This is a genomic window from Brachybacterium sp. AOP43-C2-M15 (assembly GCF_052446295.1).
Taxonomy (GTDB): domain Bacteria; phylum Actinomycetota; class Actinomycetes; order Actinomycetales; family Dermabacteraceae; genus Brachybacterium.
On the sequence record NZ_JBQSWB010000005.1, the window covers coordinates 15,425 to 38,988 of the forward strand.

A 23,564-nucleotide genomic window follows, 5' to 3' on the forward strand; every position below is an offset into this window, starting at 1 on the left:
CTGGGTCGGGGAGGGCGTCAGACGCCGCCGGCCGCGGACGGCTCGGCCTGTGCCTGGATCGCGGTGATGACGACGGTGTTGATGATGTCGTCCACCAGGGCGCCGCGGGAGAGGTCGTTGACCGGCTTGTTCAGGCCCTGCAGGACGGGGCCGATCGCGATCGCGCCGGCGGAGCGCTGCACCGCTTTGTAGGTGTTGTTGCCCGTGTTCAGATCGGGGAAGACGAACACGGTCGCGCGACCGGCCACCGAGGAGTCCGGCAGCTTGGTCTTGGCCACGGACGCGTCCACGGCCGCGTCGTACTGGATCGGTCCCTCGACGTCGAGGTGAGGGGAGCTCGCGCGGACCAGCTCCGTGGCCTCGCGGACCTTGTCGACGTCCGCACCGGTCCCGGAGGTGCCGGTCGAGTAGGAGAGCATCGCGATCCGCGGGTCCACGCCGAACTGCTCGGCGGTCGCCGCGGACTGCACCGCGATGTCCGCCAGCTGCTCGGCGGTCGGATCCGGGTTCACGGCGCAGTCGCCGTAGACCAGCACACGGTCCTCGAGCGCCATCAGGAACACCGAGGAGACGATCTTGGCGCCGGGCCTGGTCTTGATGATCTCGAAGGAGGGGCGGATGGTGTGGGCGGTGGAGTGCACGGCCCCGGAGACCATCCCGTCGGCCTCTCCCATCTGCACCATCATGGTGCCGAAGTAGGAGACGTCCTGGACCTTCTCCCGGGCCTGCTCGAGGCTGACGCCCTTCTTCGCACGCAGTCGCGCGTACTCCGCGGCGTAGCGCTCGACGTGCTCCTCGTCGCGCGGGGAGACCACCACCGCCTCGGAGATGTCGTGGCCGAGCTGGGAGGCGCGGGCCCGGATGCCGTTCTCCTCGCCGAGCAGGACGAGATCCGCGACGCCCCGGGCGAGAATGGACTCGGCGGCCGCGATGATCCGGGGGTCGTCCCCCTCGGGCAGGACGATGGTCTTCTTCTCCCCGCGGGCGCGGGCGAGCAGCTCGAACTCGAACATCATCGGGGTGACGACCTCGCTGCGGCTCACCTCGAGGGACGCCAGCAGATCGGGAACCGGCAGATGCTCGGCGACGGCTCGTCGCGCGGCGTCCATCTTCTGCGGACTGCCGACGTTGAGACGGCCCCGGGACTTCGCGACCTGCACGGCGGTGTCGAAGGTGGACAGCTCCGTGGTGATGATCGGCAGATCCTGCTGCACGCCCGAGATCAGCCGGCCCACCGCCTCCGGGACGTCATAGCCCCCGGTCAGGACGATCGAGGACAGGGCGGGGAAGGTGCCGGACTGCTGCGCCATGACCAGGCCCGGCAGCAGGTCGTAGCGGTCGCCGGGAGCGATCACGGTGCAGTTCTCGGTCAGGCGCGAGAGGACGTTGGGCAGGCTCATCGCGGCGACGACGGTGCCGATCGCCACCCGGTCCATCCACTCGGGATTGCCCTGCAGCAGGGAGCCGGAGACCGCGTCCTTCAGCTCCTGCACGGTGGGCGCCATGATCACGGGGTTCTCGGGGATCGCGGTGACCAGGGTGTCGGGCACCTTCGCCGTGACGGCCGTGCGCACCGCGTCCAGCGACTCGGGGTCGGCACGGTTGACGACCACCGCGATCGGCAGCGCGTGGTGTCCGCCGAACTCCCCGACGGAGACCGCGGCCAGCGCGGAGATCTGGTCGGGGCTGCGATCCAGACCGGACAGCACGATCACCACGGGAGCGCCCATGTTGGCTGCGACCTCGGCGTTGAACGACAGCTCGGTGGGATTGGCGAGATCGTCGTAGTCCGAGCCGAGCACCACGAGCACCGCGTACCGCTCGGTGAGCTCACGGTGGCGGGCGAGGATCCGCTCGTGCGCGGCGTCGGGATCCGAGATCACCAGCTGGTGGTCCACCCCGATCGCGTCCTCGTAGGACTGCTCGACCGCGGGGTGGCTGGTGAGGAGGTCGACGGCGTAGTCGCGCGCCCGGTCGGCCTTGACCACGGGGCGGTACACCCCGACACGGTCCGACTGGGAGGCGAGGGCTTCGAGGAGACCGAACGCCACCATCGACTTGCCGGTCATCCCCTCCGGGCTGGCGATATACACACTCTGGGACACACCCCCAGCATAGGCGCGCCGCTCCTGAGGGGGGCGGGACCGTCGGTCCCCGATACCGGTCGAGGGCGCGGGGAGCGCCCGCGCCGCGGACCGGGGTGTGAGACGCGCCGCGGACCGGTGTGTGAGAGAGGTCGCCGCCCAGGGGCCGCCCCGGTCACGGCTCGTACCATGGAGGCATGCTCCACGTCGCCCTCCGTCCCCGCTTCCTGGGACTGCTCGCCCTGATGGTGGTGGCGACGCTCGTGTGCGGTCTGCTCGCGAGCTGGCAGTGGGAGCGCGCGCATCGCGCGATCACGGACAAGGCCGCCGGCTCCGAGCAGCTCGGCGACCTCCGCCAGGTGATCGGCGTCGGCGACCCCGTGACCAATGCGATCGTCGGCGACATCGTCACGGCCGACGGCAGCTACGTGCCGGGGGAGCAGGTCGTCGTGCCGGGGCGGAACATCGACGGCACCGACGCGGTGCTCGTCGTCTCCGCGCTGCTCGTCGAGCTCGAGGACGGCACCGAGGCGCGGCTCCCGGTCGCGCGGGGCTGGATGCCCGCCGAGGAGCTCGCCGGGGCCGACGGACAGCTTGATCCCGACCTCGCCCCCGCGCCCCCGACGGGAACGGTCGAGATCTCCGGCCGGCTGGAGGCCAGCGAGGCCGCCTCGGGCGGTGTCAACGGCGGCGCCGTGGGCGAGATCTCGACCCCGCTGCTGGTCAACGAATGGGGCTCCCCGATGTACGCCGGCTACGTCTCGCTCGGCGAGCCGAGCGGTGGCCTGCGGCCGCTGCCTGCGGCGGAGTCCGAGTTCTCCCGCGGTCTGGACTGGCAGAACATCGGCTACTCGCTGCAGTGGGTCATGTTCGGCGTCTTCTTCCTGTACCTGTGGTGGCGGTCCGTGCGCGCCGCCCACCTCGACGAGATCGCCGAGCGCCGCGAGACGATTAAGGCCATGCTCGCCGAGGAACCCGGCGGCGCCGGTGACGATCCGGCCCGAACCTCCCATGCCGCCTCCGACGCCGGGGCTGAGCGCTCCCTGGCCCCGACCGCCGTCGGCCTCCCCTCCACTCCGGCCGCCTCTCCGACGGCCGGCCCTACCCCCGACAAGGACGTGTGACCCGTGCCCGCTCCCCGCCCCCTCGACGAAGTCTCCTGCAGGACCTCCTTCGCCCGTTTCCGCGTGGCCTCCATCGTGGAGGGCATCGCCCTGCTGGTCCTGGTGGCGATCATGAGCATGCGCTACGGCGTCTACGGCGGGGATGCCTGGTTCACCTCGACCTCGCCGTTCTGGGAGCAGGTCTCCTCCGTGTGGTCCCCGATCCACGGCCTGATCTACATGGTCTACGTGGTCCTCGGTTTCGACCTGTGGATGAAGATGCGCTGGGCCCTGCCCCGGATGCTGCTGCTGATGCTCTTCGGTGTGATCCCGGTGCTGTCCTTCTTCGGCGAGCGCTGGACCCACCAGGCCGTCGAGTCTGACCTCGAACGTCGGCCCACCCTGCAGGACGGCGCGCGCGGCTGACCTCTCGTCGCGCGGCGCTCCGGCGCCGCAGGACGGCGTGGCCGGGCCGCAGCGTCCGGGCGTGACGAGGATCGTGCCCCGCGCTGCCGGACCGCAGCGCCCGGGCGTCGGCCCGCCACGTAGACTCGGCCGGGTGAACGACACCGACCAGCGCCCCGTCCTCGTCGTCGACTTCGGCGCCCAGTACGCACAGCTCATCGCCCGCCGCGTGCGCGAGGCACGGGTCTACTCCGAGATCGTCCCGCACTCGATGCCGACGGAGCAGATCCTCGCCAAGCAGCCCCGCGCGATCATCCTCTCTGGCGGGCCCAGCTCCGTCTACGCCGAGGGCGCGCCGCGCCTGGACCCGGCGCTGCTCGAGGCCGGCGTGCCCGTCCTCGGCCTCTGCTACGGCTTCCAGTCGATGGCCGCCGCCCTGGACGGCACCGTCGCGCCGACGGGCGTGCGCGAGTACGGCGCCACCCGCCTGGCCAGCGTGGACGGTTCCTCGAGCCTGCTCGCCGCGCAGGACCTCGACCAGAACGTGTGGATGAGCCACGGCGATTCCGTGACCGCGGCTCCCACCGGCTTCTCGGTCGTCGCGACCTCCTCGGCGAGCCCTGTCGCCGCCTTCGAGAACACCGACAGGCAGCTCTACGGGGTGCAGTGGCACCCCGAGGTGGGCCACTCCGATCGCGGCCAGGAGGTGCTCGAGAACTTCCTCCACCGCGGCGCCGGCATCGAGCCCACCTGGACCACCGGCAACGTCATCGAGGAGCAGGTCGAGCGGATCCGTGCCCAGGTCGGCGAGGGCTCCGCGATCTGCGCGCTCTCCGGAGGCGTCGACTCCGCGGTGGCCGCCGCGCTCGTGCAGCGCGCGATCGGCGACCGCCTCACCTGCGTGTACGTGAACCACGGCCTCATGCGCCAGGACGAGTCCGCACAGATCGAGAAGGCCTTCGGCGACTCGACCGGCGGCGCGAAGCTGGTCATGGTCGACGCCGAGCAGCAGTTCCTCGCCGCCCTCGAGGGCGTGACCGACCCCGAGGCCAAGCGCAAGATCATCGGCCGCGAGTTCATCCGCACCTTCGAGCGCGCCCAGGCCGACATCCTGCGCGAGCAGGGCGTCGTGGAGGGCGAAGGCGCCGACGCGCACGTCAGCGCCGCCTCTCCTGCGTATCTCGTCCAGGGCACTCTCTATCCGGACGTGGTCGAGTCCGGGGGCGGGGACGGCGCGGCGAACATCAAGAGCCACCACAACGTGGGCGGGCTGCCCGAGGACCTCTCCTTCGAGCTGGTCGAGCCGCTGCGCACCCTGTTCAAGGACGAGGTCCGCGCCGTCGGCTCCCAGCTGGGTCTGCCGGACGACATCGTCTGGCGCCAGCCCTTCCCGGGGCCCGGACTCGGCATCCGCATCATCGGCGAGGTCACCCACGAGCGGTTGGAGATCCTCCGTGAGGCCGACGCGATCGCCCGCGCCGAGCTCACCGCCGCGGGCCTGGACCGCACGATCTGGCAGTGCCCGGTGGTGCTGCTGGCGGACGTGCGCTCCGTGGGCGTGCAGGGTGACGGGCGCACCTACGGCCATCCGATCGTGCTGCGCCCGGTCACCAGCGACGACGCCATGACCGCCGACTGGGCCAAGGTGCCCTACGACGTGCTCTCGCGCATCTCCACCCGCATCACCAACGAGGTCAGCGAGATCAACCGCGTCACCCTCGACATCACCTCGAAGCCCCCGGGGACCATCGAATGGGAGTGACCGCGGCGGCCTGAGCCCTGCGCGCAGCCCGCGGGTGGTGCGGAGATCAGGCCGGCGGCGGCTCGAGCAGGCGCGAGGGGTGCGAGGGCGCAGAGGAGTGCCAGGACTGCGTGCGCTCGAAGGTCTCCCATCCCATCGCCGAGTACAGGCCGTCGGCGCCGGTGGGGGAGTCGGCGTCGACCTCGAGGTCGACGTGGGTGCGACCCCGCTCGGCCGCGTCGCTCACCGCGGTGTGCAGCAGGGACTTCGCGATGCCGTGCCCGCGGGCGGTGCGGTGGACCCCGAGGTACTCGAGATAGGTGCCCTCGCCGCGGGTCGCCGTGGCGGCGGTCGGCACGGCGACGAGGCCGCCGGCGGGCAGCCACCGCCCGTCCCGCTCGATCTCGGCGATCCACCACTGGTCCCAGCCGGCCTCCTCCGGGCTCTCGATGAGGCGCTGGACGAACTCGGCGAAGGACTCCCGATAGGAGTTGAAGTGGTCCGCGAAGGACTCCTCGAGCATCCGGTGCACGGTGCGCACGTCCTGCGAGACCGGCAGCCCGGAGTCATGGCGGTGGACGGGACGCACCCGCGTCCCTTCCCGTGGGGCGGGAAGGCTCGTCGCCTCCTCCGCGGCGACGGGGCGGCGCATGTGCAGCCAGGTCCGGACCATCTCGTACCCGGACTCGCCGAGCAACCGGGACTTGTCCGTGTCCAGCTCGTTCGTGTCGGTGTCCAGCTGGGTGCTCTCGACCCCGCGGGCTCGCGCGAAGGAGCCTCCGACCTCGACCGCCCAGTCCAGCAGGGAGGCGGCCAGCGCGTCGCGCGCCGGGGCGTCGGCCGCGATCTCGAACTGGACGTCGCTGCGACCGGTGGCACGGTCCTCGACGGCGATCCACGCGATCGGGGGCCGGTCGGCGCTCGGGCCGCCGTCCTCGGCGAGAGGCACCACCACCACCTGCCGTCGCGCCCAGGACTTCAGGCCCACCAGGCGGGAGCGCAGCGCGGCTTCGTCGGCCGTCGCGCCCGGGGTGTGGCGGCGCAGGGCCGCCGTGGCGAGTGCTGTGACCGGCGCGACGTCCGCCTCGATGGGCACCCGCGTGGTCAGCAGACCGTGGAGGGGTGCGGGCATCGGGGGCGGGAAGTGATCGGTCAGCAGCATGGGGTCATCTTTTCACGCGAGGCTGCGGAGCCCCGACGGAGCGGGCATGGGGCGACCCCCGACGCCGGGAGGCGGTGTCGGGGGTCGTCCGGAGGGTCCGGGCCGGGTCAGCGCTCGGGGGCGGGGACCGGCTCGCGATCGGCGTCCGCCCGCTGCGGGGCCCCGTCGATCAGGTCCTCGGCGCGGTCCGACGTCTCGTCCTGCGCGAGGTCGTCCTGCGCGTCGTCCTCCAGCAGGGTCCCCTCCTGACCGGATCCGACCACGGGGATCGGTCCGGTGCGCGGGTGGAGATCCTCCGGCTCGGTGCCCGTGCCGCCCAGCCCGGCGGCTGCCTCGACCCCTGCCCGGGTGGTCTGCTCCTCGGCGGTCTCGACGGTCTCACGCAGCGGCACGTGCTTGATGAACAGCGAGAGCAGCAGTGCCGCGACGGCGAAAGGCACGGCGGCGAGGAACACCGAGTGCATCGCATCGCTCATGCCGCTGCGGATCGGCTCCACGAGGAAGGCGGGCAGCTGGTCGAGGGCGGAGGGATCCAGCACGGCGTTCTCGAGCGTGGTCGCATCCAGCTCACTCCCGGAGGCCTGCAGCGTGGCGAGCTGCTCCGCGGGCAGCTCCGAGATCTTCGCCGGGATCGCGGTGCTCATGGAGGCCGTCATCACGGTGCCCAGCACCGCGGTGCCGACGGTCGAGCCGATGTTGCGGAAGAACTGGATCGCGGCGGTCGCGGTGCCCAGCTCGCGCCGTGCGACCGCGTTCTGCACCACCAGGGTGTACACCTGCATCGACAGGCCCAGGCCCAGGCCGATCACGATCATCGCCAGGGTGAGGTGCCACTGGGAGTCGCCGTAGGACAGGCTCGCCAGCAGGCCGTAGCCGATCACCATCACCACGCCGCCCAGCAGCAGGAACGGCTTGTAGCGCCCGGTGCGGGAGATCAGCAGCCCCACCACGATCGAGGTGAGGATCATGGCCACGGACTGGGGGACGAGGATCATCCCGGAGTTGGTGGCCGAGACGCCCATCACCCCCTGCGCGTAGACCGGGATGTAGATGATCGCGCCGAACATCGCGACCGCGATCGCGAAGGAGGCGGCGACCGAGAGGGCGACGATCGGGCGCAGCAGGAGCTTCAGCGGCAGCAGCGGCTCGGCGACCTTGGTCTCGATGACCACGAAGGCGATGAGGAACAGGGCTGCGATCGCGTACATCCCCAGGATCACGGGGGAGGTCCAGGCGTAGTCGCCGCCGCCCCAGGTGGTCGCGAGCAGGCCGATGACCAGCCCGGGGGTGAGGGTGAGGATGCCCGCGTAGTCGACCTTGCCGTGCTGATCGGACTTCTCCAGGTGCAGGAACCTCAGGATGAAGGCGAAGGCGGCCACGCCGATGGGGAGGGTGAGGAAGAACGCCCAGCGCCAGCCCAGGTGGTCGGTGACGGCACCGCCGATGAGCGGGCCGGCCACGGAGGTCACGCCGAAGACGGCGCCCATGATGCCCTGGTACTTGCCGCGCTGACGGGGCGGGATGATGTCGCCGATGATGGTCTGCGACAGCGGCATCAGGGTGCCCATCCCGAGGCCCTGCACGGCGCGGGCGAAGACCAGGAACCAGAAGCCCTGCGCCAGGCCCGCGAGGACGGCGCCGAGCATGAACACGGCGAGGCCGCCGAGGTAGAACCAGCGACGCCCGTAGAGGTCGGAGAGCTTGCCGACCACCGGCACCGCCACGGCCGAGACCAGCATCGCGGCGGTCGCGATCCAGTTGTAGTGCTCCACTCCGCCGAGCTCGGCGACGATGCGCGGCATCGCGGGGCCGACGACGGTCTGGGAGAGGGAGGCCACGAACATGCCGAGCATGAGGCCGACGAAGACGAGCTTGCCCTGACGGTCCAGGCCGGTGAAGGCGGCGGGTCCGGTGGCGCCGGCAGGCGCGGTGGCGGGTGGGGTGGACTGTGTGGTGCTCACTGAGCTCCTCGGATGAGAGTTGCGGGGACGGAACGGTGTCGGCGGGCGCCGGGAGGCGTCCGAGGGCCGCAGCACGCCAGTGGGCTCGACCGGATCACTCTATCCAAGCGGTGCAGTGAATGCACTATTGCACTGAGTGCAGATTTTGTGATCTGTCGGACCTACGATGGGTCCGTGAACGACGAGCTGACCGAGACCGAGCTGACCGGGACCGACCGTGCTGGGGCGGACCGCGCCGAGACCGACCGGACAGAGGGGCTGCGCGAGAAGAAGAAGCGCCAGTCCCGCATCGCCATGCACCGCGCCGCCCTCGAGCTCGTCCACGAGCACGGGCTCGGCGGCGTCACCGCGGAGGCGATCGCCCAGCGTGCCGGGGTCTCCACCCGCACCTTCTTCAACCACTGGTCCACCAAGGAGTCCGCGATCCTCGGGGTGCTCAGCGCCGGTGACGCGGACGTCGCCGACGGGCTGCGCCACCGGATCGAGGAGGTGGGCCCCCAGCAGGCGCTGCGCCTGGTGCTGAGGGAGGCGATCTCCGCCGCGCCCTTCGACCCGGAGCTGAGGGATCTCAAGAAGAAGGTCATGGCCAAGGAGCCGAAGCTGCACTCCCTCTCCGCGGGGAACCTGCTCTCGGTGCAGACGGAGATGGTCGAGGCGCTCACCGAGGCCTACGAGGGGGAGGATGCGCACGAGCGCGCGATGCTCGCCGTGCAGATCGGCTTCGCGATCACGCGCACCGCGTACTCCGTCTCGATGGCGCGCGGGATCGACCTCGGAACGGCGTTCGACGACGTGCTGGACCGCTACGACGCGGGCGAGACTCTCTTCTGACCTGACCTGCCCCGTCAGCCCTGACCCGTCAGCGCAGCAGGCGGCCGCTCCCGCTGGTCCAGCCGCGGCCGTCGGCCAGGCGCTCGGCGACCGCTTCCTCGAGCCGTGTGCGCCGGGGCAGCGCGGCCGGGTCCACCGGCGGGCGCCTGCCGAAGACGAAGAAGAGCGCGCCGTCGGCGCCGTCGGGATCGGTGCCGATGCGTTCCCAGAGACCGGCGAACCGGGCGAGGTTGGACTCCGCGCCGACGATCTCGGGGAACTCGTCGCTGAGCAGCCAGGAGTCGCACACGAACTCGTGGCCGAAGCGCGGCTCCCGCGCGGAGCGGTCCGCGCCGAGATCCGCGTAGTGCCGGGTGAAGTACGTGGTCGCCGCGGCGAAGGACTCCTCGACGGAGGCGGGATCCAGCGGTCCGGTGGCGGGGATGTGGGTGCCGATCACCCAGCGCCGGGGTTCGTCCTGCGCGGTGCGCTCGGCGCCCTGCTCAAGCCGTGCGAGGCGTCGTCGGCCGATGTCGAACTGCAGGCGTCCCAGATGCACCAGGCGGCCGGCCCAGTTGGAGGCCACCCAGTTCAGCTGGTGCAGGCCCAGGAGGTCCGTGCCCGCACGGTGCACGCGCATCTGCTGTCCGAGGTCGGCCAGCACGTGCCAGGAGGACGTCTCCTCGAGCCCTCGCGCGGCGTGCCAGGCCCGTGCCGTCGCGGTGGACACGAGGAAGCCGAGGATCGGCAGGAGCCCCTCGCCGGGGGCCAGGCGCTGCTGGAGGGCGTCGTGCCGCTCCTTGTGCGCATCCAGGTCGGCGGCCGGGGTCTCGAGGCCCGCCGCCGACCGCAGCGAGTTCGCGATCGTCGTGACCTCGGCGAGCAGCTCGGCGTCCTCCGTCGCGGCGTCCGCGAGCGGGGCCAGCTCGGCCGCGTCGACCCCGGTGATGCCGAGCAGGTCGAACAGGGCGGCGCGGGAGGGGGCGGTCAGCATGGCAGCGACGTCGGCCGCGGCGAGCTCCTCCTGGGCGCGGACGGCGACCGGCGGGTCGCCGAGGATCTCGAACGGGTCGGCACGGCGCTCTGTCATACGGCTCACGGTAGCGCCCCGCGGCTGACGGATGTGGGCCGCGCCGCGGCGGTCCCCGGGTCGGGGCCCGTGGACTCCGCGCACGACGGCGCCCCCGCCGCTGGGCGGGGGCGCCGTCGAGGGTCGGAGGTCAGATCACTTCTTGCCCTGGTTGGCGACGGCCTCGGCGGCGGCCTTCGCGGCGACCGGGTCGAGGTAGCGCCCGCCTGCTTCCACGGGCCGGAAGCTCTCGTCGAGCTCGTAGACGAGCGGCTGGCCGGTGGGGATGTTGAGCCCGGAGATCTCCTCGTCGGAGATGCCGTCGAGGTACTTCACGAGCGCGCGCAGCGAGTTGCCGTGCGCGGCGATCAGCACGACCTTGGCCTCGACGAGGTCGGGCTTGACGCCCTCCTCCCAGTAGGGGAGGAAGCGCTCGACGACGTCCTTGAGGCACTCGGACTTCGGCAGCTGCTCACCGAGGTCCGCGTACTGCGGGTCCTGGTCCTGGGAGAACTCGGAGCCGAACTCGATCTCGGGCGGCGGGGTGTCGTAGGAGCGGCGCCAGGCCATGAACTGCTCCTCGCCGTACTTCTCACGGATCTCGGCCTTGTCCATGCCCTGCAGTGCGCCGTAGTGGCGCTCGTTGAGGCGCCAGTCGCGCTTGACGGGGATCCAGTGGCGGTCCGCGGCGTCCAGCGCGAGGTTCGCGGTCATGATGGCGCGGCGCTGCAGCGAGGTGTGCACGACGTCGGGCAGGATGCCGGCCTCCTTGAGGAGGTCACCGCCCTCCGTGGCCTCCTGGCGGCCCTTCTCGGTGAGGGCCACGTCGACCCAGCCGGTGAACAGGTTCTTCGCGTTCCAGTCGCTCTCGCCGTGGCGGAGCAGCACGAGTGTGTAGGTCATGGCCCCAGCGTACGCGGGCGCGTCGCGGCATGCATGTCCGGCTCATCCGCGCCGCGGCGCACGGGAGGGCCGGAGGTGCCGCCCGGCGTCGGAGCCGCCCGAGGATCCCGCCCCGAGACGGAGCCCGGGCGAGGGCCCGGCGCCGGTACCGTCTCGGTCATGAGCGCTCCTGCCTCCGCCCCTGGGGATCTCGCCGAGATCCCCGTTGTCCTCCTCGACCTCGACGGCACCATCGTGGATTCCGGCCCCGGGATCCTCGACGCCCTCGCCGAGGCCTTCGCCGAGTGCGGCGAGCCCCTGCCCCCGCAGTCCGTGCTGCGCACCTTCCTCGGCCCGCCGCTGGAGGACTCCTTCCGCGACACGCTCGGCCTGAGCGAGCACCGCTCCGAGCAGCTCCGCCGGGTCTACGTCGAGCGCTACCGGGCAGCCGGCGTCCACACCGCCACCCCCTATCCGGGCGTCACCGACCTGGTCGAGGCGCTCACCGCGGCGGGGCGCACGGTGGCGGTCGCGACCAACAAGCTCGAGACCACCGCCCGTCGGCTCCTGGAGCATCAGGGCCTCGCCGACCGCTTCGCGCTGATCGGCGGCACCGACAGGACCGTCGGTCGCACCGACAAGACGGCGGTGATCGGCAGCGTCCTGCAGCGACTGGGGGTCCCGGCGGCCGACGGGCTGGACGAGGACGCTGGAGCTGAGAGCGGCGCGAGGGCCGGCCGCGCGGCGCCCGCCCGGGCTGTGATGGTCGGTGACCGGCTGCACGACGCCGAGGGCGCTGCGGCGCACGGGCTGCCCGCCGTCCTGGTGGGATGGGGATACGGCGGCGCGCCGGAGCGCACGGCCGATCTGCCGTTCGCCGCCACCGTCGACGAGCTCGCCGCCATGCTGCTGCGCTGAGGCGCTGTCCCAGCGCCCGGCTCCTGCGCCCGGTTCCTGTGCCTGGTTCCTGCGCCGATCAGGCCTCGACGAGCACCGTGAAGGGGCCGTCGTTGGTCAGGCCCACCCGCATGTGCGCGCCGAAGCGCCCGGTCCCCACGGTGACGCCGCGGGCGCGGATCGCCTCCACGACCTGCTCGACGAGCGGCTCCGCGACCGGGCCGGGGGCGGCGGCGCTCCACGAGGGACGCCGTCCCCTGCGGGTCTCGCCGTAGAGCGTGAACTGGGAGACGACGAGGACCTGCGCTCCGGCATCGAGCACCGAGCGCTCGCCCTCGAGGATGCGCAGCTCGCAGATCTTGCGCGCGAGGACGGCCACCTGGTCGGGGCCGTCCTCGTGGGTCACGCCGACCAGGGCGAGCAGCCCTTCGCCCTCGACGGCGCCGACCACCTCGCCCTCGACCTCGACCTGGGCACCGTCGACTCTCTGGAGCACTGCACGCATGCCCCGATGGTGGCACAGCAGGCAGGGGTGCAGCCTCGCGCCTCAGCGCGGCAGGACCTGATCGATCCTGCGCTCCTGAGTGGGGGAGTCGTCGCCGTCGTCCCCAGGGCGCGCTGCGCCGGGCGCTCCCTGCGGCGGCAGCGGCTGCGTCGTCGGCGTCGGCTCGTCGGACGCCCCGTGCTGCGTCCCCTGGTGCTGGGCTGCCGGTGGCTGCGGCCCTGACTGCTGTGTCTGTCCCGGCTGTCCTGGCCGCTGCGTCGCCGACTGCTGCGTCGGGGGAGCGGTGTGCTCGGGCGGTGCCGAGTACGGCGCGGGGGCCGACTGCGGAGCCGACGCCTGCTGCGGAGCCGACGCCTGCTGCGGAGCCGACGCCTGCTGCGGCGCCGAGGCGGCGTGCGGGACCGGTGCGTGCTGTGGGGCCGGTGCCTCGTGCGGTGCCGACGCCGAGCGCTGGACACCCGCTTGCTGCTGGACCCCTGCTTGCTGCTGGACCGGCGCTCGCTGCTGGGTCGGTGCGGAGTGCTGCGCCGGCGCCGACTGCTGCCACGGACCGGAGCGCTGGGCGTCCGAGCTGCGCGGCGGCCCCGACCGTTGGGCGGGAGCAGGAGCGTCGTGCGCCGGAGCGACCGACGGACCGGGCCCGGTCCGCTGCACCGGCGGCACCGAGCGCTGCGCGGGCACCTGGCGCACTCCCGTCGGCCCCTGGGTCGGGGGGAGCGCGTCGGCGGGCCGCTGTCCGGTCGGCGTCGTCCCGCCGGCGGCGGCGCCGGGGGAGCGGACTCCCGTCGCCTCCCGGGCCGCGGTCGCCTCGTGGCGGCGGGCCGCCGACCGTCGCGCCTCGGCGACCCATTCCTCGGCGACCCGCACGATCGCCTCGGTGGCCGCCTCCCAGGCCGCTTCCTGCTGCCGATGCGGGCCGGTGGCCAGGGAGAGGACCACCCCGGCGGAGCGCAGCGCGAGCTCGGTGGGATCCACCCGCTCGACGAAGGTGTCGTGCCAGCTGTGGATCGCCGTCTCGACCCGCTCCTGCATCGAGCGCTCGATCCGCCCCGCGTTGCCGTAGTCGGCCAGGACGCTGAGATGGGCGAGGAGACAGGCCAGGTCGTCGGCGCGGCGGCCGGGGCCGACGGTGTCGATGTCCAGGACCCCGACCACCTTGCCGTCCTGCACGAAGACCTGGGCCTCGTAGAAGTCCCCGTGCACCACGTCGTGCGGACGCATGTCCATGCGCCGTTCGAGATCGGCCAGCCCGTCCCGGATCGCCCGCACCAGGGCGTCCAGGCGCGGACCGAGCGAGGGGACCGAGGAGCTGACGATCCCGGCGTAGAACTCGACGGAGTCGGTCCACGGCGCGCGCAGCGGCAGCGAGTACATCGAGGCCGGCAGGCGGTCGAGCAGGGCCACCAGGTCCTCGGCGCGGCAGGACTCCACGCCCTCGTCGATGACGGCGCGGGACAGCGGCCGACCGGGCAGCTCCGCGAGCACGACCAGCCCGTCGTGGTGGGCGATCACCTCGGGCACCGGCACCCCGGCGGCGAGCAGACGCTGGTGGCGATCCACGATCTCGCCGCTGCGATGGGGCTGCATCACCTTGAGGTACACGGCACTCTCACCCTGCGAGGCGCGCAGCACGGCGCGGCGCCCGGGACGGTAGGAGACGACGTCGATCGCGATCGGCTCCGAGGGGTCGGCCCCCAGGGTCACGCCGAGGTCGTGCAGCGTGCGGCCGACGATGTCCGGGTAGCAGACCTGGGGCAGCATCGGCAGCCACGGATCGTGGGGGTAGCGCCAGACACGCACATTGATGTCCCCGTCGGTCATCACCAGGGTCTGCTCGGCGACGTAGAGGTTCTTCTCGCGCTCCCCGATGTGGGCGCTCGCCCCGAAGAGCTCCTCCCGCGCCGGGGCCTGCGGGCCGTCGAGCTCGGGCCACGCGACCATCGTGCGGTAGAGCGCCTTGGTGCTGCGGCCCGGACGATGATCGACGTGATCGAGCTGCCAGCTGTGCAGCACGCCGCCGGAGTTGCCGACGGCCGAGCGGAGGAGTCCTCCTGCGCCGGGCCCGGTGAGGAGCTCGGAGCCGTCCTGCGTGTGTGACATGGGCGATTCAATCTGATCATGAGGTCATCGGGCGGCACCGCCTACGATGCTTTCATGGCTGATCGTACCGATAACCTCACCAGCGGGAACCTGCTCGGCATCCCGGAGACCCGACTGCCCGACGACTTCGTGGACGTGCAGGTGGCCGAGGAGCTGGTCGAGGGAGAGCCCGCCGACATCGCGGCCCGCCACCTCGACTCGCCCCTGGCCTGGGCCACGCTCGCCCAGGATGCGCTCGAGGACGGCGACGTGGTCGCCGCCTACGCGTACGCCCGCACCGGCTACCACCGCGGGCTCGATGCCCTGCGCCGCGCCGGCTGGCGGGGCCAGGGTCCCATCCCTGCCGCCCACGCCCCGAACCGCGGCTTCCTGCGCGCTCTCGCCATGCTGGGGGAGACCTCCAAGCGACTCGGCGACCAGACCGAGGCGGACCGCGTCACCGACTTCCTGCGCGAGGCCGACCCGACGCTGCTGGGCTGATCTCACGCCGGCGCCCCGCGCACCGAGCTCGCCTCTCTGCCCGCTCCCGCTCCTGCGCGGGTGGGGGGCTCCTCTCCCGCGCCGGTGGGTCAGGGCGGCGTGTCGGGCCGAGGCAGCGGGTGCGGTCCCCGGGGCATGAGGCTTTTCACCGCCTGCGGCCGGGCACGTCGGCGACCCAGCACCGGTTGGTACGATCCACGCGACCTGTCCAGCCTGCCCAGGAGTTGCCATGCCCGCCGTCGTGATCGTCGGAGCCCAGTGGGGCGACGAGGGGAAGGGCAAGGCCACCGACCTCCTCGGTGAGCGCGTCGACTACGTCGTCAAGCCCAACGGAGGCAACAACGCCGGCCACACCGTGGTCGTCGACGGGGAGAAGTTCGAGCTCAAGCTGCTCCCCGCAGGGATCCTCTCCCCGCAGGTGACCCCGGTGATCGGCAACGGCGTGGTGGTCAACCTCGAGGCCCTCTTCGAGGAGATCGGGGTGCTCGAGGCCCGCGGCGTGGACACCTCCCGCCTGCGGATCAGTGCCAACGCCCACGTCGTGGCCCCCTACCACCAGACCTTGGACAAGGTCACCGAGCGCTTCCTGGGCAAGCGGGCGATCGGCACCACCGGTCGCGGCATCGGCCCGGCCTACATGGACAAGATCGGCCGCCTCGGCATCCGCGTCCAGGACCTCTTCGACGCCTCGATCCTGCGCCAGAAGGTCGAAGGCGCCCTGCGCCAGAAGAACGAGGTGCTGGTCAAGATCTACAACCGCCGCGACGTCGAGGTCGACGAGACCGTCGAGACCCTGCTGTCGTACGCGGAGCGGCTGCGCCCGATGGTCGTCGACACCACGGTGCTGCTGAACGACGCCCTGGACCGCGACGAGGTGGTGCTCATGGAGGGCGGGCAGGCCACGTTCCTGGACGTCGACCACGGCACCTATCCCTTCGTGACCAGCTCCAACCCCACCGCGGGCGGCGCCTGCACGGGCACCGGCATCGGCCCCACGCGGGTCGACAGCGTGATCGGGATCGTCAAGGCCTACACCACTCGCGTGGGCGCCGGCCCGTTCCCCACCGAGCTCGAGGACAAGTGGGGCGAGTACCTGCAGAAGGTGGGCGGCGAGGTCGGCGTGAACACCGGTCGCCCGCGCCGCTGCGGCTGGTACGACGCGCTGATGATCCGCCACGCCGTGCGCATCAACGGCTTCACCGACATCGTGCTGACCAAGCTCGACGTGCTCACCGGCATCGACGAGGTCCCCATCTGCACCGGCTACGACGTGGACGGCACGATCCACCGCGAGATGCCGATGACGCAGACCGACTTCCACCACGCGACCCCGGTCTACGAGACCCTCCCCGGCTGGACCGAGGACCTCTCCGAGGCGCGGACCTTCGAGGAGCTGCCCGAGAACGCGCGCAGTTACGTGCTGCGTCTCGAGGAGCTCGCCGGCTGCCGGATCAGCGCGATCGGCGTCGGTCCGGACCGGTCCGACACCATCGCCGTCCACGATCTGCTCCCCGGGGCGACCGACTGACGTGGTGACCCGTCGCACCGATCCCGAGGCGGGGCGCGGCGCCCTGGCCGCCTGGGCGACCGCTCCGGACGGCGCCGGCCGCTCTGTCCTCGCTCCGGCGGTCCGTCACACCCTGGAGATGTTCGCGGAGGAGTTCCCCGGCGGGGCCGTGGAGCTGCGCGTCCCTCCCTACGCCGCGGTCCAGGCGATCGCCGGCACCCGGCACACCCGCGGCACCCCGCCGGCCGTGGTCGAGACCGACGCCGCGACCTGGCTGTCACTGGTCGCCGGGGACCTGGAGTGGGAGACCGCGGTGGCCGACGGGCGCGTGCGCGCCAGCGGTGAGCGCAGCGACCTGCATGAGCACCTGCCCCTGCCCGGACCGCGCCGCCTCGTGCGCACAGCGCGGCGCGACGCCGATCCGGCGGGCCACCAGGACGGACAGGACGGACAGGACCGACAGGACCGACAGGACCGACAGGACCGACAGGAGGGTGGCCGATGAGCGTCGCCGTCGAGATCGCCGTCGAGGACCTCGCCGGGCTCGAGGTCGCCGCGCAGGCCGGAGCCGATCGGGTCGAGCTGTGCACGGACCTCTCCCGCGGAGGGCTCACGCCGTCGCCCGACCTGGTCGAGCAGTGCGCACGACGCGCCGCCGCCCTGGTCGCCGCCCGCGACGCGAAGCCCCGTTTCGACGTGCACGTGCTGATCCGCTCCCGAGCAGAGCGCGGGGACTTCCTGGATCATCCCCAGGAGTTCGCGTACTCGACGGAGGAGATCGCGCTGATGGCCCGGCAGGCCGCGGAGTCCGTCGGCGCGGGAGCCGCCGGCGTGGTGCTCGGGGCTCTGACCCCCTCCGGGGAGCTGGACCTCCCGGCGATCGAGACGATCCGCGACGGCGCCCTGGGCGCGGGGAGCGACGCGCTGCGCGGCGTGACCCTCACCGTCCACCGCGCCCTGGACGCGATGGCGACCCGCGCCGACCGCGTCGAGGCCATGCGGACGCTGCTCGGCCTCGGGATCCACCGCGTCCTCAGCTCCGGAGGCGCCGCCCGCGCGCTGGACGGCGCCGAGGACCTCGCCGCCATGGTCGAGGCCTCCGAGGACCTCATGGACGTGTGCGCCGGGGGCGGGGTCCGTCCTGCCGACGTCGTCGATCTCGTGCGCCGCACCGGGGTCGGTGACCTGCACCTGTCCGCTTCCCGCCGCGCCGGAGCTCCCGTCGAGGCCGACGCCCCCGAGACCCGCACCGACCCGGCGATCGTCGCCGCGGCGGTCGATGCCGCTGGAGAACTGTGAGCACTGTGAACGCCCCCGAGAACGTCGAGACCCCTGACAGCGCCGAGAACCCCGACAGCGCCGAGACCCCCGACAGCGCCGAGACCCCTGGCAGCGCCGAGACCCTCGAGACCGGCGACAGCGCCGGCACCGTCGAGAGCCGCGAGACCGGCGAGACCAGCATCTACGTGCGCCGCAGTCGTACCCCCGCCCTCGCCTTCTGGGTCGCGCTGGCGCTCGCCGTGCCGACCGTGGTCGCTCTGCTCATCGCGCCCTTCCTCGACATCGCGGACCTCAGCGGAGTGCTCAGCTTCGCCATGACCGCCGGCCTGTTCGTCGGGCTCCCGCTGGCCGCGATCGCCTGCTTCGTGGACGCGCTGCGCCACCGCGGTCGCCGTGATCGACGTCGCTGACCCCGGAGCGGCTGATCCCACAGCGGACCGTTCCCCGGCAGGGCGAGGGCCTGTGGCACTATGGACAGGTGGCACGCGGTGACGGAAAACTCTCCCATGACCTGCTCCCCGGGGAGAAGGGCCCGCAGGACGCCTGCGGGGTCTTCGGCGTCTTCGCCCCCGGAGAGGACGTCTCCAAACTGACCTACTACGGTCTCTACGCCCTGCAGCATCGCGGCCAGGAGTCCGCGGGCATCGCGACCAGCGACGGCTCCCAGATCCTGGTCTACAAGGACATGGGCCTGGTCTCCCAGGTCTTCGACGAGTCGTCCCTGGGCACGCTGCAGGGGCACATCGCGATCGGACACACCCGCTACTCGACCACCGGCGGCTCCGTCTGGTCCAACGCGCAGCCCACCCTCGGGCCCCGCCCGGAGGGGACCGTGGCGCTGGCCCACAACGGCAACCTCATCAACACCGAGGAGCTGCTGGATCTCGTCGACGAGCGCCAGGGCACCCCTCGGTCCGGGGAGCTCGCCCGTGGCAACACCACGGACACCGCCCTGGTCACGGCGCTGCTGAACTCCGAGGGACCGCTCGAGGACTCGCTGCGGGAGCTGATGCCTCACCTGCGCGGCGCCTACTGCTTCACGCTGATGGACGAGACCACCCTGTACGCGGCGCGCGACCCCCAGGGGATCCGCCCCCTGGTGCTGGGCCGTCTCGAGCGCGGCTGGGTGGTCGCCTCGGAGACCGCGGCGCTGGACATCTGCGGCGCGAGCTTCGTGAGGGAGGTCGCCCCCGGCGAGATGATCGTCATCGACGAGCAGGGTCTGCGCTGTGAGCAGGTGATGCCGCCGGAGCCCAAGGGCTGCGTGTTCGAGTACGTCTACCTCGCCCGCCCCGACACCCGCATCGCCGGGCGCAGCGTCAACGAATCGCGGGCCGAGATGGGCCGCCAGCTCGCCCGCGAGCACCCGGTCGAGGCCGATCTGGTGATCCCCACTCCGGAGTCCGGCACCCCGGCGGCGATCGGCTACGCCCAGGAGTCCGGGATCCCCTACGGCCAGGGGATGGTGAAGAACGCCTATGTGGGCCGCACCTTCATCCAGCCCAGCCAGACCATCCGCCAGCTCGGCATCCGCCTCAAGCTCAACCCGCTCAAGGAGGTCATCGCCGGCAAGCGCCTGGTGGTGATCGACGACTCGATCGTGCGCGGGAACACCCAGCGGGCCGTGGTGCGGATGCTGAGGGAGGCCGGCGCCGCCGAGGTGCACGTGCGGATCTCCTCCCCGCCGGTGCGCTGGCCCTGCTTCTACGGCATCGACTTCGCCTCCCGGGCGGAGCTGATCGCCAACGGTCTGGGCATCGAGGAGATCGCGCGCTCGCTCGGCGCGGACTCCCTCGGCTACATCTCCGAGCAGGGGATGATCGCCGCGACCGAGCAGCCCGAGGAGACCCTGTGCACCGCCTGCTTCTCCGGGAAGTACCCGGTCCCCCTGCCGGAGCCGGTCGCCCGGGCCCAGGGCATCCTCCAGGCTCGTGACGCCGAGCCCGCCGTCGTCGGGAAGGACGCATGAACACCACGGACCCCCGCTCCTCCGCGATCACCTACGCCGGATCCGGCGTGGACACCGCCGCCGGAGACCGCGCCGTCGAGCTGATGAAGGAGGCGGTCGCCGCCACCCACGGCCCGCAGGTCCTCGGCGGGATCGGCGCCTTCGCAGGGCTGGTCGACGTCAGCGCGTTGAAGGCCTACCGCCGTCCGCTGCTGGCCTCCTCCACCGATGGCGTGGGGACCAAGATCGCGATCGCCCGCGAGATGGACATCCACGACACGATCGGTCGTGACCTGGTGGGCATGGTCGTCGACGACATCATCGTGGTCGGCGCGGCTCCGCTGGCCATGACCGACTACATCGCCTGCGGGACGGTGGTGCCCGAGCGGATCGCGGACATCGTGCGCGGCATCGCCGAGGGATGCCGGCTCGCCGGCTGCGCCCTGGTGGGCGGCGAGACGGCCGAGCACCCGGGCCTCATGGCCCCCGAGGACTACGACGTGGCGGGCGCCGCGGTCGGCGTGGTCGAGGCCGACGAGCTGCTGGGCCCCGAGCGCGTGCGCCACGGCGACGTGGTGATCGGGATGGACGCCTCCGGTCTGCACTCCAACGGGTATTCCCTGGTGCGTGCCGTCCTCGACGCCGCGGACCTCTCCCTCGATGCGCGGATCGAGGACTTCGGCCGCACCCTCGGCGAGGAGATCCTCGAGCCGACGCGGATCTACACCGCGGACCTGCTGGCCGTGCTGCAGGACCCGGGCACCGCCGGCGCCGTCCACGCCCTCAGCCACGTCACCGGCGGCGGCCTCGCGGCGAACCTCGCCCGGGTGATGCCGCACGGTCTCGCCGCGCGCCTGGACCGCTCGCGCTGGGAGCCGGGCGCGGTCTTCTCCCGCGTCGCGCGCTGGGGTTCAGTGCCGCAGCTGGACCTCGAGGGCACCCTGAACATGGGCATCGGCATGGTCGCGCTGGTCGAGGCCGAGAAGGCGGACGCCGTCCTCGCACTGCTGGCCGAGCGCGGCCTCGGCGCCCGGGTGATCGGGGAGGTCGTGGGGGAGGACTCGCTGCCCGAGCCGGGCGCACCGCTGGAGCACGTGGTCGCCGGCGCCAAGGGCGTCGAGGGCGGATCGGTCCTGCTCGCGGGACAGCACCCCGGCTGGTCCTGACGCCCGCCCGCCCCGACACCAGAAGTGTCCCGACACAGCTCGAGGGCCGACCCGCAGGTCGGCCCTCGAGCAGTGTCACGGTGGTCCTCGGCGCGCGCGCCGGTGCGTCCTCAGCGGCGGTGCGCGGACGGAGCGTCCTCGTCGGCCCAGTCGTCGCTGTCCTCGGTCCGGTCGTCGCCGTTCGCGGAGGCGTTCTCGCCCCGCTGGGACTGCAGCTCGCGCTGCAGTGCGGTGAGGTCCGTCGGCGGGCTGTAGTACTTGAGGTCCCGTGCCACCTTGGTGTGCTTGGCTTTCTGTCGGCCGCGACCCATGGATCTGACCCCCTGTGCGTCGGCTGCCGGGCGTTCTTGTGGACCCGGAAGATGGCATTAGTTTCGGAAGCTCAGGGTACATGGTCCCCCTGTGCTGCGGCGAACTCCGAGGGGTGAGACGTGCCGGACATCGCTTCGGGACTGCAGGCCGCAGGGCACGGATCAGGGCGGATCGGTCATGATCTTGGTCCGACGCGGGGCAGATGTTTACCTGACACGGCAACCTACCGACTAGTCTGGAGCCCGGTGCCCGCACGGTCTCCCCATGCCTGATCGCGCGCTCCCCCGACGCCGCACTGAAAGGTCGCACGCCCCATGAACGCATCCACGGAGCAACACCCCGCGGGCGACGAGGACGCCACGGAGCTGCTGACCCCGGCCGAGGTGGCGAAGATGTTCCACGTCGATCCCAAGACCGTCACGCGATGGGCGCAGGCGGGCAAGCTCACGTACATGCGCACCCTGGGCGGCCACCGCCGGTACCGCCGCGACGAGGTCGTCGAGCTGCTGCGCGACAGCTCCAAGGACGTGTGAGCACCGACCGCATCCTGGGCGCGGGCTACTCGACGCATCGGATCGAGCTCGGCGCCGACGACGAAGGGCCGTTGGTCGCGACCCTCATCCATCGCGACCCCGCACCGTCGGATCCCCCGCCGTCGGATCCCCCGCCGTCGGATCCCACGCCGTCGGACCCCGCAGCGGCGGCGACCGACGGCGGGGGAGTGCCCCACCGACCACCGGTCCTGCTCATGCACGGATGGTCGGACTACGTGTTCGACCGCGACCTGATGGAGCACCTGGGACGTCGCGGGCACGACGTCTGGGGGCTCGACCTGCGCAAGCACGGCCGCAGCATCCTTCCGGGCCAGACCCCCACCGAGATCGACCACCTCAGCCGCTACGACGCCGAGATCGGTGCCGCCCTGCGGATCATCGGACGGGATCGCCCACCGGTCATGCTCGCGCACTCCACCGGCGGTCTCACCGCCGCGCTGTGGGCCCAGAGGCATCCGCGGACGGTGCGAGGGCTGGCGCTGAACTCGCCCTGGCTGGAGATGCACCTGGGCCCGGTCACCCGAGCGCTCGCGGACGCGCCCGTGCGGATGCTCGCGGAGCGGCTGGGCCAGCGGCCCATCTTCCCGATGGGCAGCGATCACTACGCCCGTGCCACTCACCGCGACTTCGGGGGGTCCTACGACTACGACCTCGCCCTGAAGCCGCCGGGCGGGCATCCCTTCCCGGCCGTCACCCTCGGTGCGATCATCGACGGTCAGCGGCGTCTCGCCGCCGCGGGTCCGCTGGACATCCCTGTGCTCGTCCTGCACTCGGCGCGCTCCCGGATCAGCCCGCGGTTCACCGAGGAGATGCGCCGCGCGGACTCCGTGCTGAACGTGCGCACCCTGGCCGCGGCCGCCGCGCGTCTCGGGCCGGAGGTGCGGATCGAAGCCCTCGACGGTGCCCGCCATGACGTCTTCCTCTCCGACGCGGACGTGCGTGCACGGGCCGTGGACCTGCTGGACGACTGGCTGGAGCAGTCGTTCATGCCACCGCCTACGATGAAGCAGCCCGACGTCCCCGAGACGCTCGGCCCGGGAGCCCCGGCATCCCTGGACGTCGCGGGAGAGGAGACCCCATGACCCCTGACCCGCACCGGCTGCGAGGACAGGCCGCGGCCCTGCGTCGTGCCGCGGATCGCCTGACGCTCCTGCGGCTGCGCCTCTCCCACGTCCTCGTGGACGCCTCCCGGTCGGTGCATCCTGGGACCAGGGAGCTGGGAGAGCGGCTCCATGACCGCTGGACGCAGTCGGAGTATCCCGAGCTGGGCCGCCTCGCGAGCGGGCTGAGGGCCGCGGCCAAGCGGCTCGACGAGGCGGCGCTGATCGCCGAGCGCCGCAGCGGGCGTCGCATGGGCGGCTACGCCGGTGCCGGGTTCCTGGGGCGTGGCGACGAGGCCCGTCTCCATGTCGAGGACGTCGCCGCCTTCGTCGGCGGCCGTCACGGCGCCAGCATCGGCGGGTTCCCCCTGCTCCCCGGAGACGAGGAGGGGCTGCTCGCCCATCCCTCGCACACGCTCGGCATCGACACTCCCGCCTACGACGAGACGGACTGACGGCGTCGGCGCCGAGGAGCCGCGAGCGCCCTGTCGCGCCGT

The 23,564-nt window shown here is 72.3% G+C and carries 23 protein-coding genes; 15 read left to right on the forward strand and 8 right to left on the reverse strand.

The features are described 5' to 3' along the window. Window positions 1-17 precede the first annotated feature (17 nt). Window positions 18-2,105, reverse strand: coding sequence for a phosphate acetyltransferase (pta, locus tag ACT3SP_RS06595; protein ID WP_444586468.1), 2,088 nt, complete (start codon window positions 2,103-2,105; stop codon window positions 18-20). Between the two features lie 176 nt (window positions 2,106-2,281). Here pta and ACT3SP_RS06600 point away from each other — a divergent pair, with 176 nt between their 5' ends. The 3 genes from ACT3SP_RS06600 to guaA all read left to right on the forward strand — a co-directional run bounded on the left by ACT3SP_RS06600 (window position 2,282) and on the right by guaA (window position 5,354). After that, entirely contained in the window at window positions 2,282-3,208 is a 927-nt protein-coding gene (locus tag ACT3SP_RS06600; protein ID WP_444586469.1) for an SURF1 family protein, read from the forward strand. Between the two features lie 3 nt (window positions 3,209-3,211). After that, entirely contained in the window at window positions 3,212-3,613 is a 402-nt protein-coding gene (locus ACT3SP_RS06605; protein WP_444586470.1) for a DUF3817 domain-containing protein, read from the forward strand. Between the two features lie 133 nt (window positions 3,614-3,746). Continuing rightward, complete coding sequence (gene guaA, locus ACT3SP_RS06610) at window positions 3,747-5,354, forward strand: glutamine-hydrolyzing GMP synthase (RefSeq protein WP_444586471.1); 1,608 nt, start codon at window positions 3,747-3,749, stop codon at window positions 5,352-5,354. 46 nt (window positions 5,355-5,400) lie between these two features. Here guaA and ACT3SP_RS06615 read toward each other — a convergent pair whose 3' ends face one another. Both ACT3SP_RS06615 and ACT3SP_RS06620 read right to left on the reverse strand, forming a co-directional pair. After that, window positions 5,401-6,495: a GNAT family N-acetyltransferase gene (locus tag ACT3SP_RS06615; RefSeq protein WP_444586472.1), complete on the reverse strand. Its 1,095-nt coding sequence runs from the start codon at window positions 6,493-6,495 to the stop codon at window positions 5,401-5,403. Window positions 6,496-6,602: 107 nt separating this feature from the next. Beyond that, complete coding sequence (locus tag ACT3SP_RS06620; RefSeq protein ID WP_444586473.1) at window positions 6,603-8,456, reverse strand: MDR family MFS transporter; 1,854 nt, start codon at window positions 8,454-8,456, stop codon at window positions 6,603-6,605. Window positions 8,457-8,630: 174 nt separating this feature from the next. Here ACT3SP_RS06620 and ACT3SP_RS06625 point away from each other — a divergent pair, with 174 nt between their 5' ends. Further along, on the forward strand, window positions 8,631-9,287 hold the full coding sequence (locus ACT3SP_RS06625; protein WP_444586474.1) for a TetR/AcrR family transcriptional regulator: 657 nt from the start codon (window positions 8,631-8,633) through the stop codon (window positions 9,285-9,287). Window positions 9,288-9,315: 28 nt separating this feature from the next. On the opposite strand, the gene ACT3SP_RS06630 is transcribed toward ACT3SP_RS06625, so the two are convergent. Both ACT3SP_RS06630 and ACT3SP_RS06635 read right to left on the reverse strand, forming a co-directional pair. After that, window positions 9,316-10,356, reverse strand: a complete 1,041-nt coding sequence (locus ACT3SP_RS06630; protein WP_444586475.1) for an acyltransferase domain-containing protein — start codon at window positions 10,354-10,356, stop codon at window positions 9,316-9,318. Between the two features lie 135 nt (window positions 10,357-10,491). After that, window positions 10,492-11,238: a phosphoglyceromutase gene (locus ACT3SP_RS06635; protein ID WP_444586476.1), complete on the reverse strand. Its 747-nt coding sequence runs from the start codon at window positions 11,236-11,238 to the stop codon at window positions 10,492-10,494. A 159-nt stretch (window positions 11,239-11,397) separates the two neighbouring features. Between ACT3SP_RS06635 and ACT3SP_RS06640 the strand changes: the two genes are divergently transcribed. Continuing rightward, window positions 11,398-12,135, forward strand: a complete 738-nt coding sequence (locus tag ACT3SP_RS06640; RefSeq protein ID WP_444586477.1) for an HAD hydrolase-like protein — start codon at window positions 11,398-11,400, stop codon at window positions 12,133-12,135. Window positions 12,136-12,193: 58 nt separating this feature from the next. On the opposite strand, the gene dtd is transcribed toward ACT3SP_RS06640, so the two are convergent. Both dtd and ACT3SP_RS06650 read right to left on the reverse strand, forming a co-directional pair. Beyond that, window positions 12,194-12,619: a D-aminoacyl-tRNA deacylase gene (dtd, locus tag ACT3SP_RS06645; RefSeq protein ID WP_444586478.1), complete on the reverse strand. Its 426-nt coding sequence runs from the start codon at window positions 12,617-12,619 to the stop codon at window positions 12,194-12,196. Between the two features lie 42 nt (window positions 12,620-12,661). After that, window positions 12,662-14,719, reverse strand: coding sequence for a phosphotransferase (locus ACT3SP_RS06650; RefSeq protein ID WP_444586479.1), 2,058 nt, complete (start codon window positions 14,717-14,719; stop codon window positions 12,662-12,664). A 54-nt stretch (window positions 14,720-14,773) separates the two neighbouring features. On the opposite strand from ACT3SP_RS06650, the gene ACT3SP_RS06655 reads away from it, so the two are divergent. The 7 genes from ACT3SP_RS06655 to purM all read left to right on the forward strand — a co-directional run bounded on the left by ACT3SP_RS06655 (window position 14,774) and on the right by purM (window position 21,101). After that, window positions 14,774-15,199: a DUF3151 domain-containing protein gene (locus ACT3SP_RS06655; RefSeq protein ID WP_444586480.1), complete on the forward strand. Its 426-nt coding sequence runs from the start codon at window positions 14,774-14,776 to the stop codon at window positions 15,197-15,199. A 229-nt stretch (window positions 15,200-15,428) separates the two neighbouring features. Beyond that, window positions 15,429-16,727, forward strand: a complete 1,299-nt coding sequence (locus ACT3SP_RS06660; protein WP_444586481.1) for an adenylosuccinate synthase — start codon at window positions 15,429-15,431, stop codon at window positions 16,725-16,727. Between the two features lie 4 nt (window positions 16,728-16,731). Then, complete coding sequence (locus ACT3SP_RS06665; RefSeq protein ID WP_444586482.1) at window positions 16,732-17,211, forward strand: sterol carrier family protein; 480 nt, start codon at window positions 16,732-16,734, stop codon at window positions 17,209-17,211. Next, window positions 17,208-18,005, forward strand: a complete 798-nt coding sequence (locus tag ACT3SP_RS06670) for a copper homeostasis protein CutC (protein WP_444586483.1) — start codon at window positions 17,208-17,210, stop codon at window positions 18,003-18,005. The genes ACT3SP_RS06665 and ACT3SP_RS06670 overlap by 4 nt, the downstream gene beginning before the upstream one ends. Continuing rightward, window positions 18,002-18,397 (forward strand): hypothetical protein, encoded by a 396-nt coding sequence (locus ACT3SP_RS06675; protein WP_444586484.1) that lies wholly within the window; start codon window positions 18,002-18,004, stop codon window positions 18,395-18,397. Before ACT3SP_RS06670 ends, ACT3SP_RS06675 begins: the two co-directional genes overlap by 4 nt. 68 nt (window positions 18,398-18,465) lie before the next feature. Further along, window positions 18,466-19,956: an amidophosphoribosyltransferase gene (gene purF, locus ACT3SP_RS06680; RefSeq protein WP_444586485.1), complete on the forward strand. Its 1,491-nt coding sequence runs from the start codon at window positions 18,466-18,468 to the stop codon at window positions 19,954-19,956. Beyond that, window positions 19,953-21,101: a phosphoribosylformylglycinamidine cyclo-ligase gene (gene purM, locus ACT3SP_RS06685; RefSeq protein WP_444586486.1), complete on the forward strand. Its 1,149-nt coding sequence runs from the start codon at window positions 19,953-19,955 to the stop codon at window positions 21,099-21,101. Before purF ends, purM begins: the two co-directional genes overlap by 4 nt. Before the next feature lie 110 nt (window positions 21,102-21,211). Here the strand turns inward: purM and ACT3SP_RS06690 are convergent, their stop codons facing one another. Next, window positions 21,212-21,412, reverse strand: a complete 201-nt coding sequence (locus ACT3SP_RS06690) for a DUF3073 domain-containing protein (protein ID WP_444586487.1) — start codon at window positions 21,410-21,412, stop codon at window positions 21,212-21,214. A gap of 315 nt (window positions 21,413-21,727) precedes the next feature. On the opposite strand from ACT3SP_RS06690, the gene ACT3SP_RS06695 reads away from it, so the two are divergent. From ACT3SP_RS06695 to ACT3SP_RS06705, 3 genes are read left to right on the forward strand one after another with little or no spacing between them, the layout of a single operon-like run. After that, a complete protein-coding gene (locus ACT3SP_RS06695; protein ID WP_444586488.1) occupies window positions 21,728-21,946 on the forward strand; it encodes a BldC family transcriptional regulator in 219 nt (72 codons plus the stop codon). Further along, entirely contained in the window at window positions 21,943-23,049 is a 1,107-nt protein-coding gene (locus ACT3SP_RS06700) for an alpha/beta hydrolase (protein WP_444586489.1), read from the forward strand. The genes ACT3SP_RS06695 and ACT3SP_RS06700 overlap by 4 nt, the downstream gene beginning before the upstream one ends. Then, window positions 23,046-23,522, forward strand: a complete 477-nt coding sequence (locus ACT3SP_RS06705; protein ID WP_444586490.1) for a hypothetical protein — start codon at window positions 23,046-23,048, stop codon at window positions 23,520-23,522. Before ACT3SP_RS06700 ends, ACT3SP_RS06705 begins: the two co-directional genes overlap by 4 nt. Window positions 23,523-23,564: the final 42 nt, after the last annotated feature.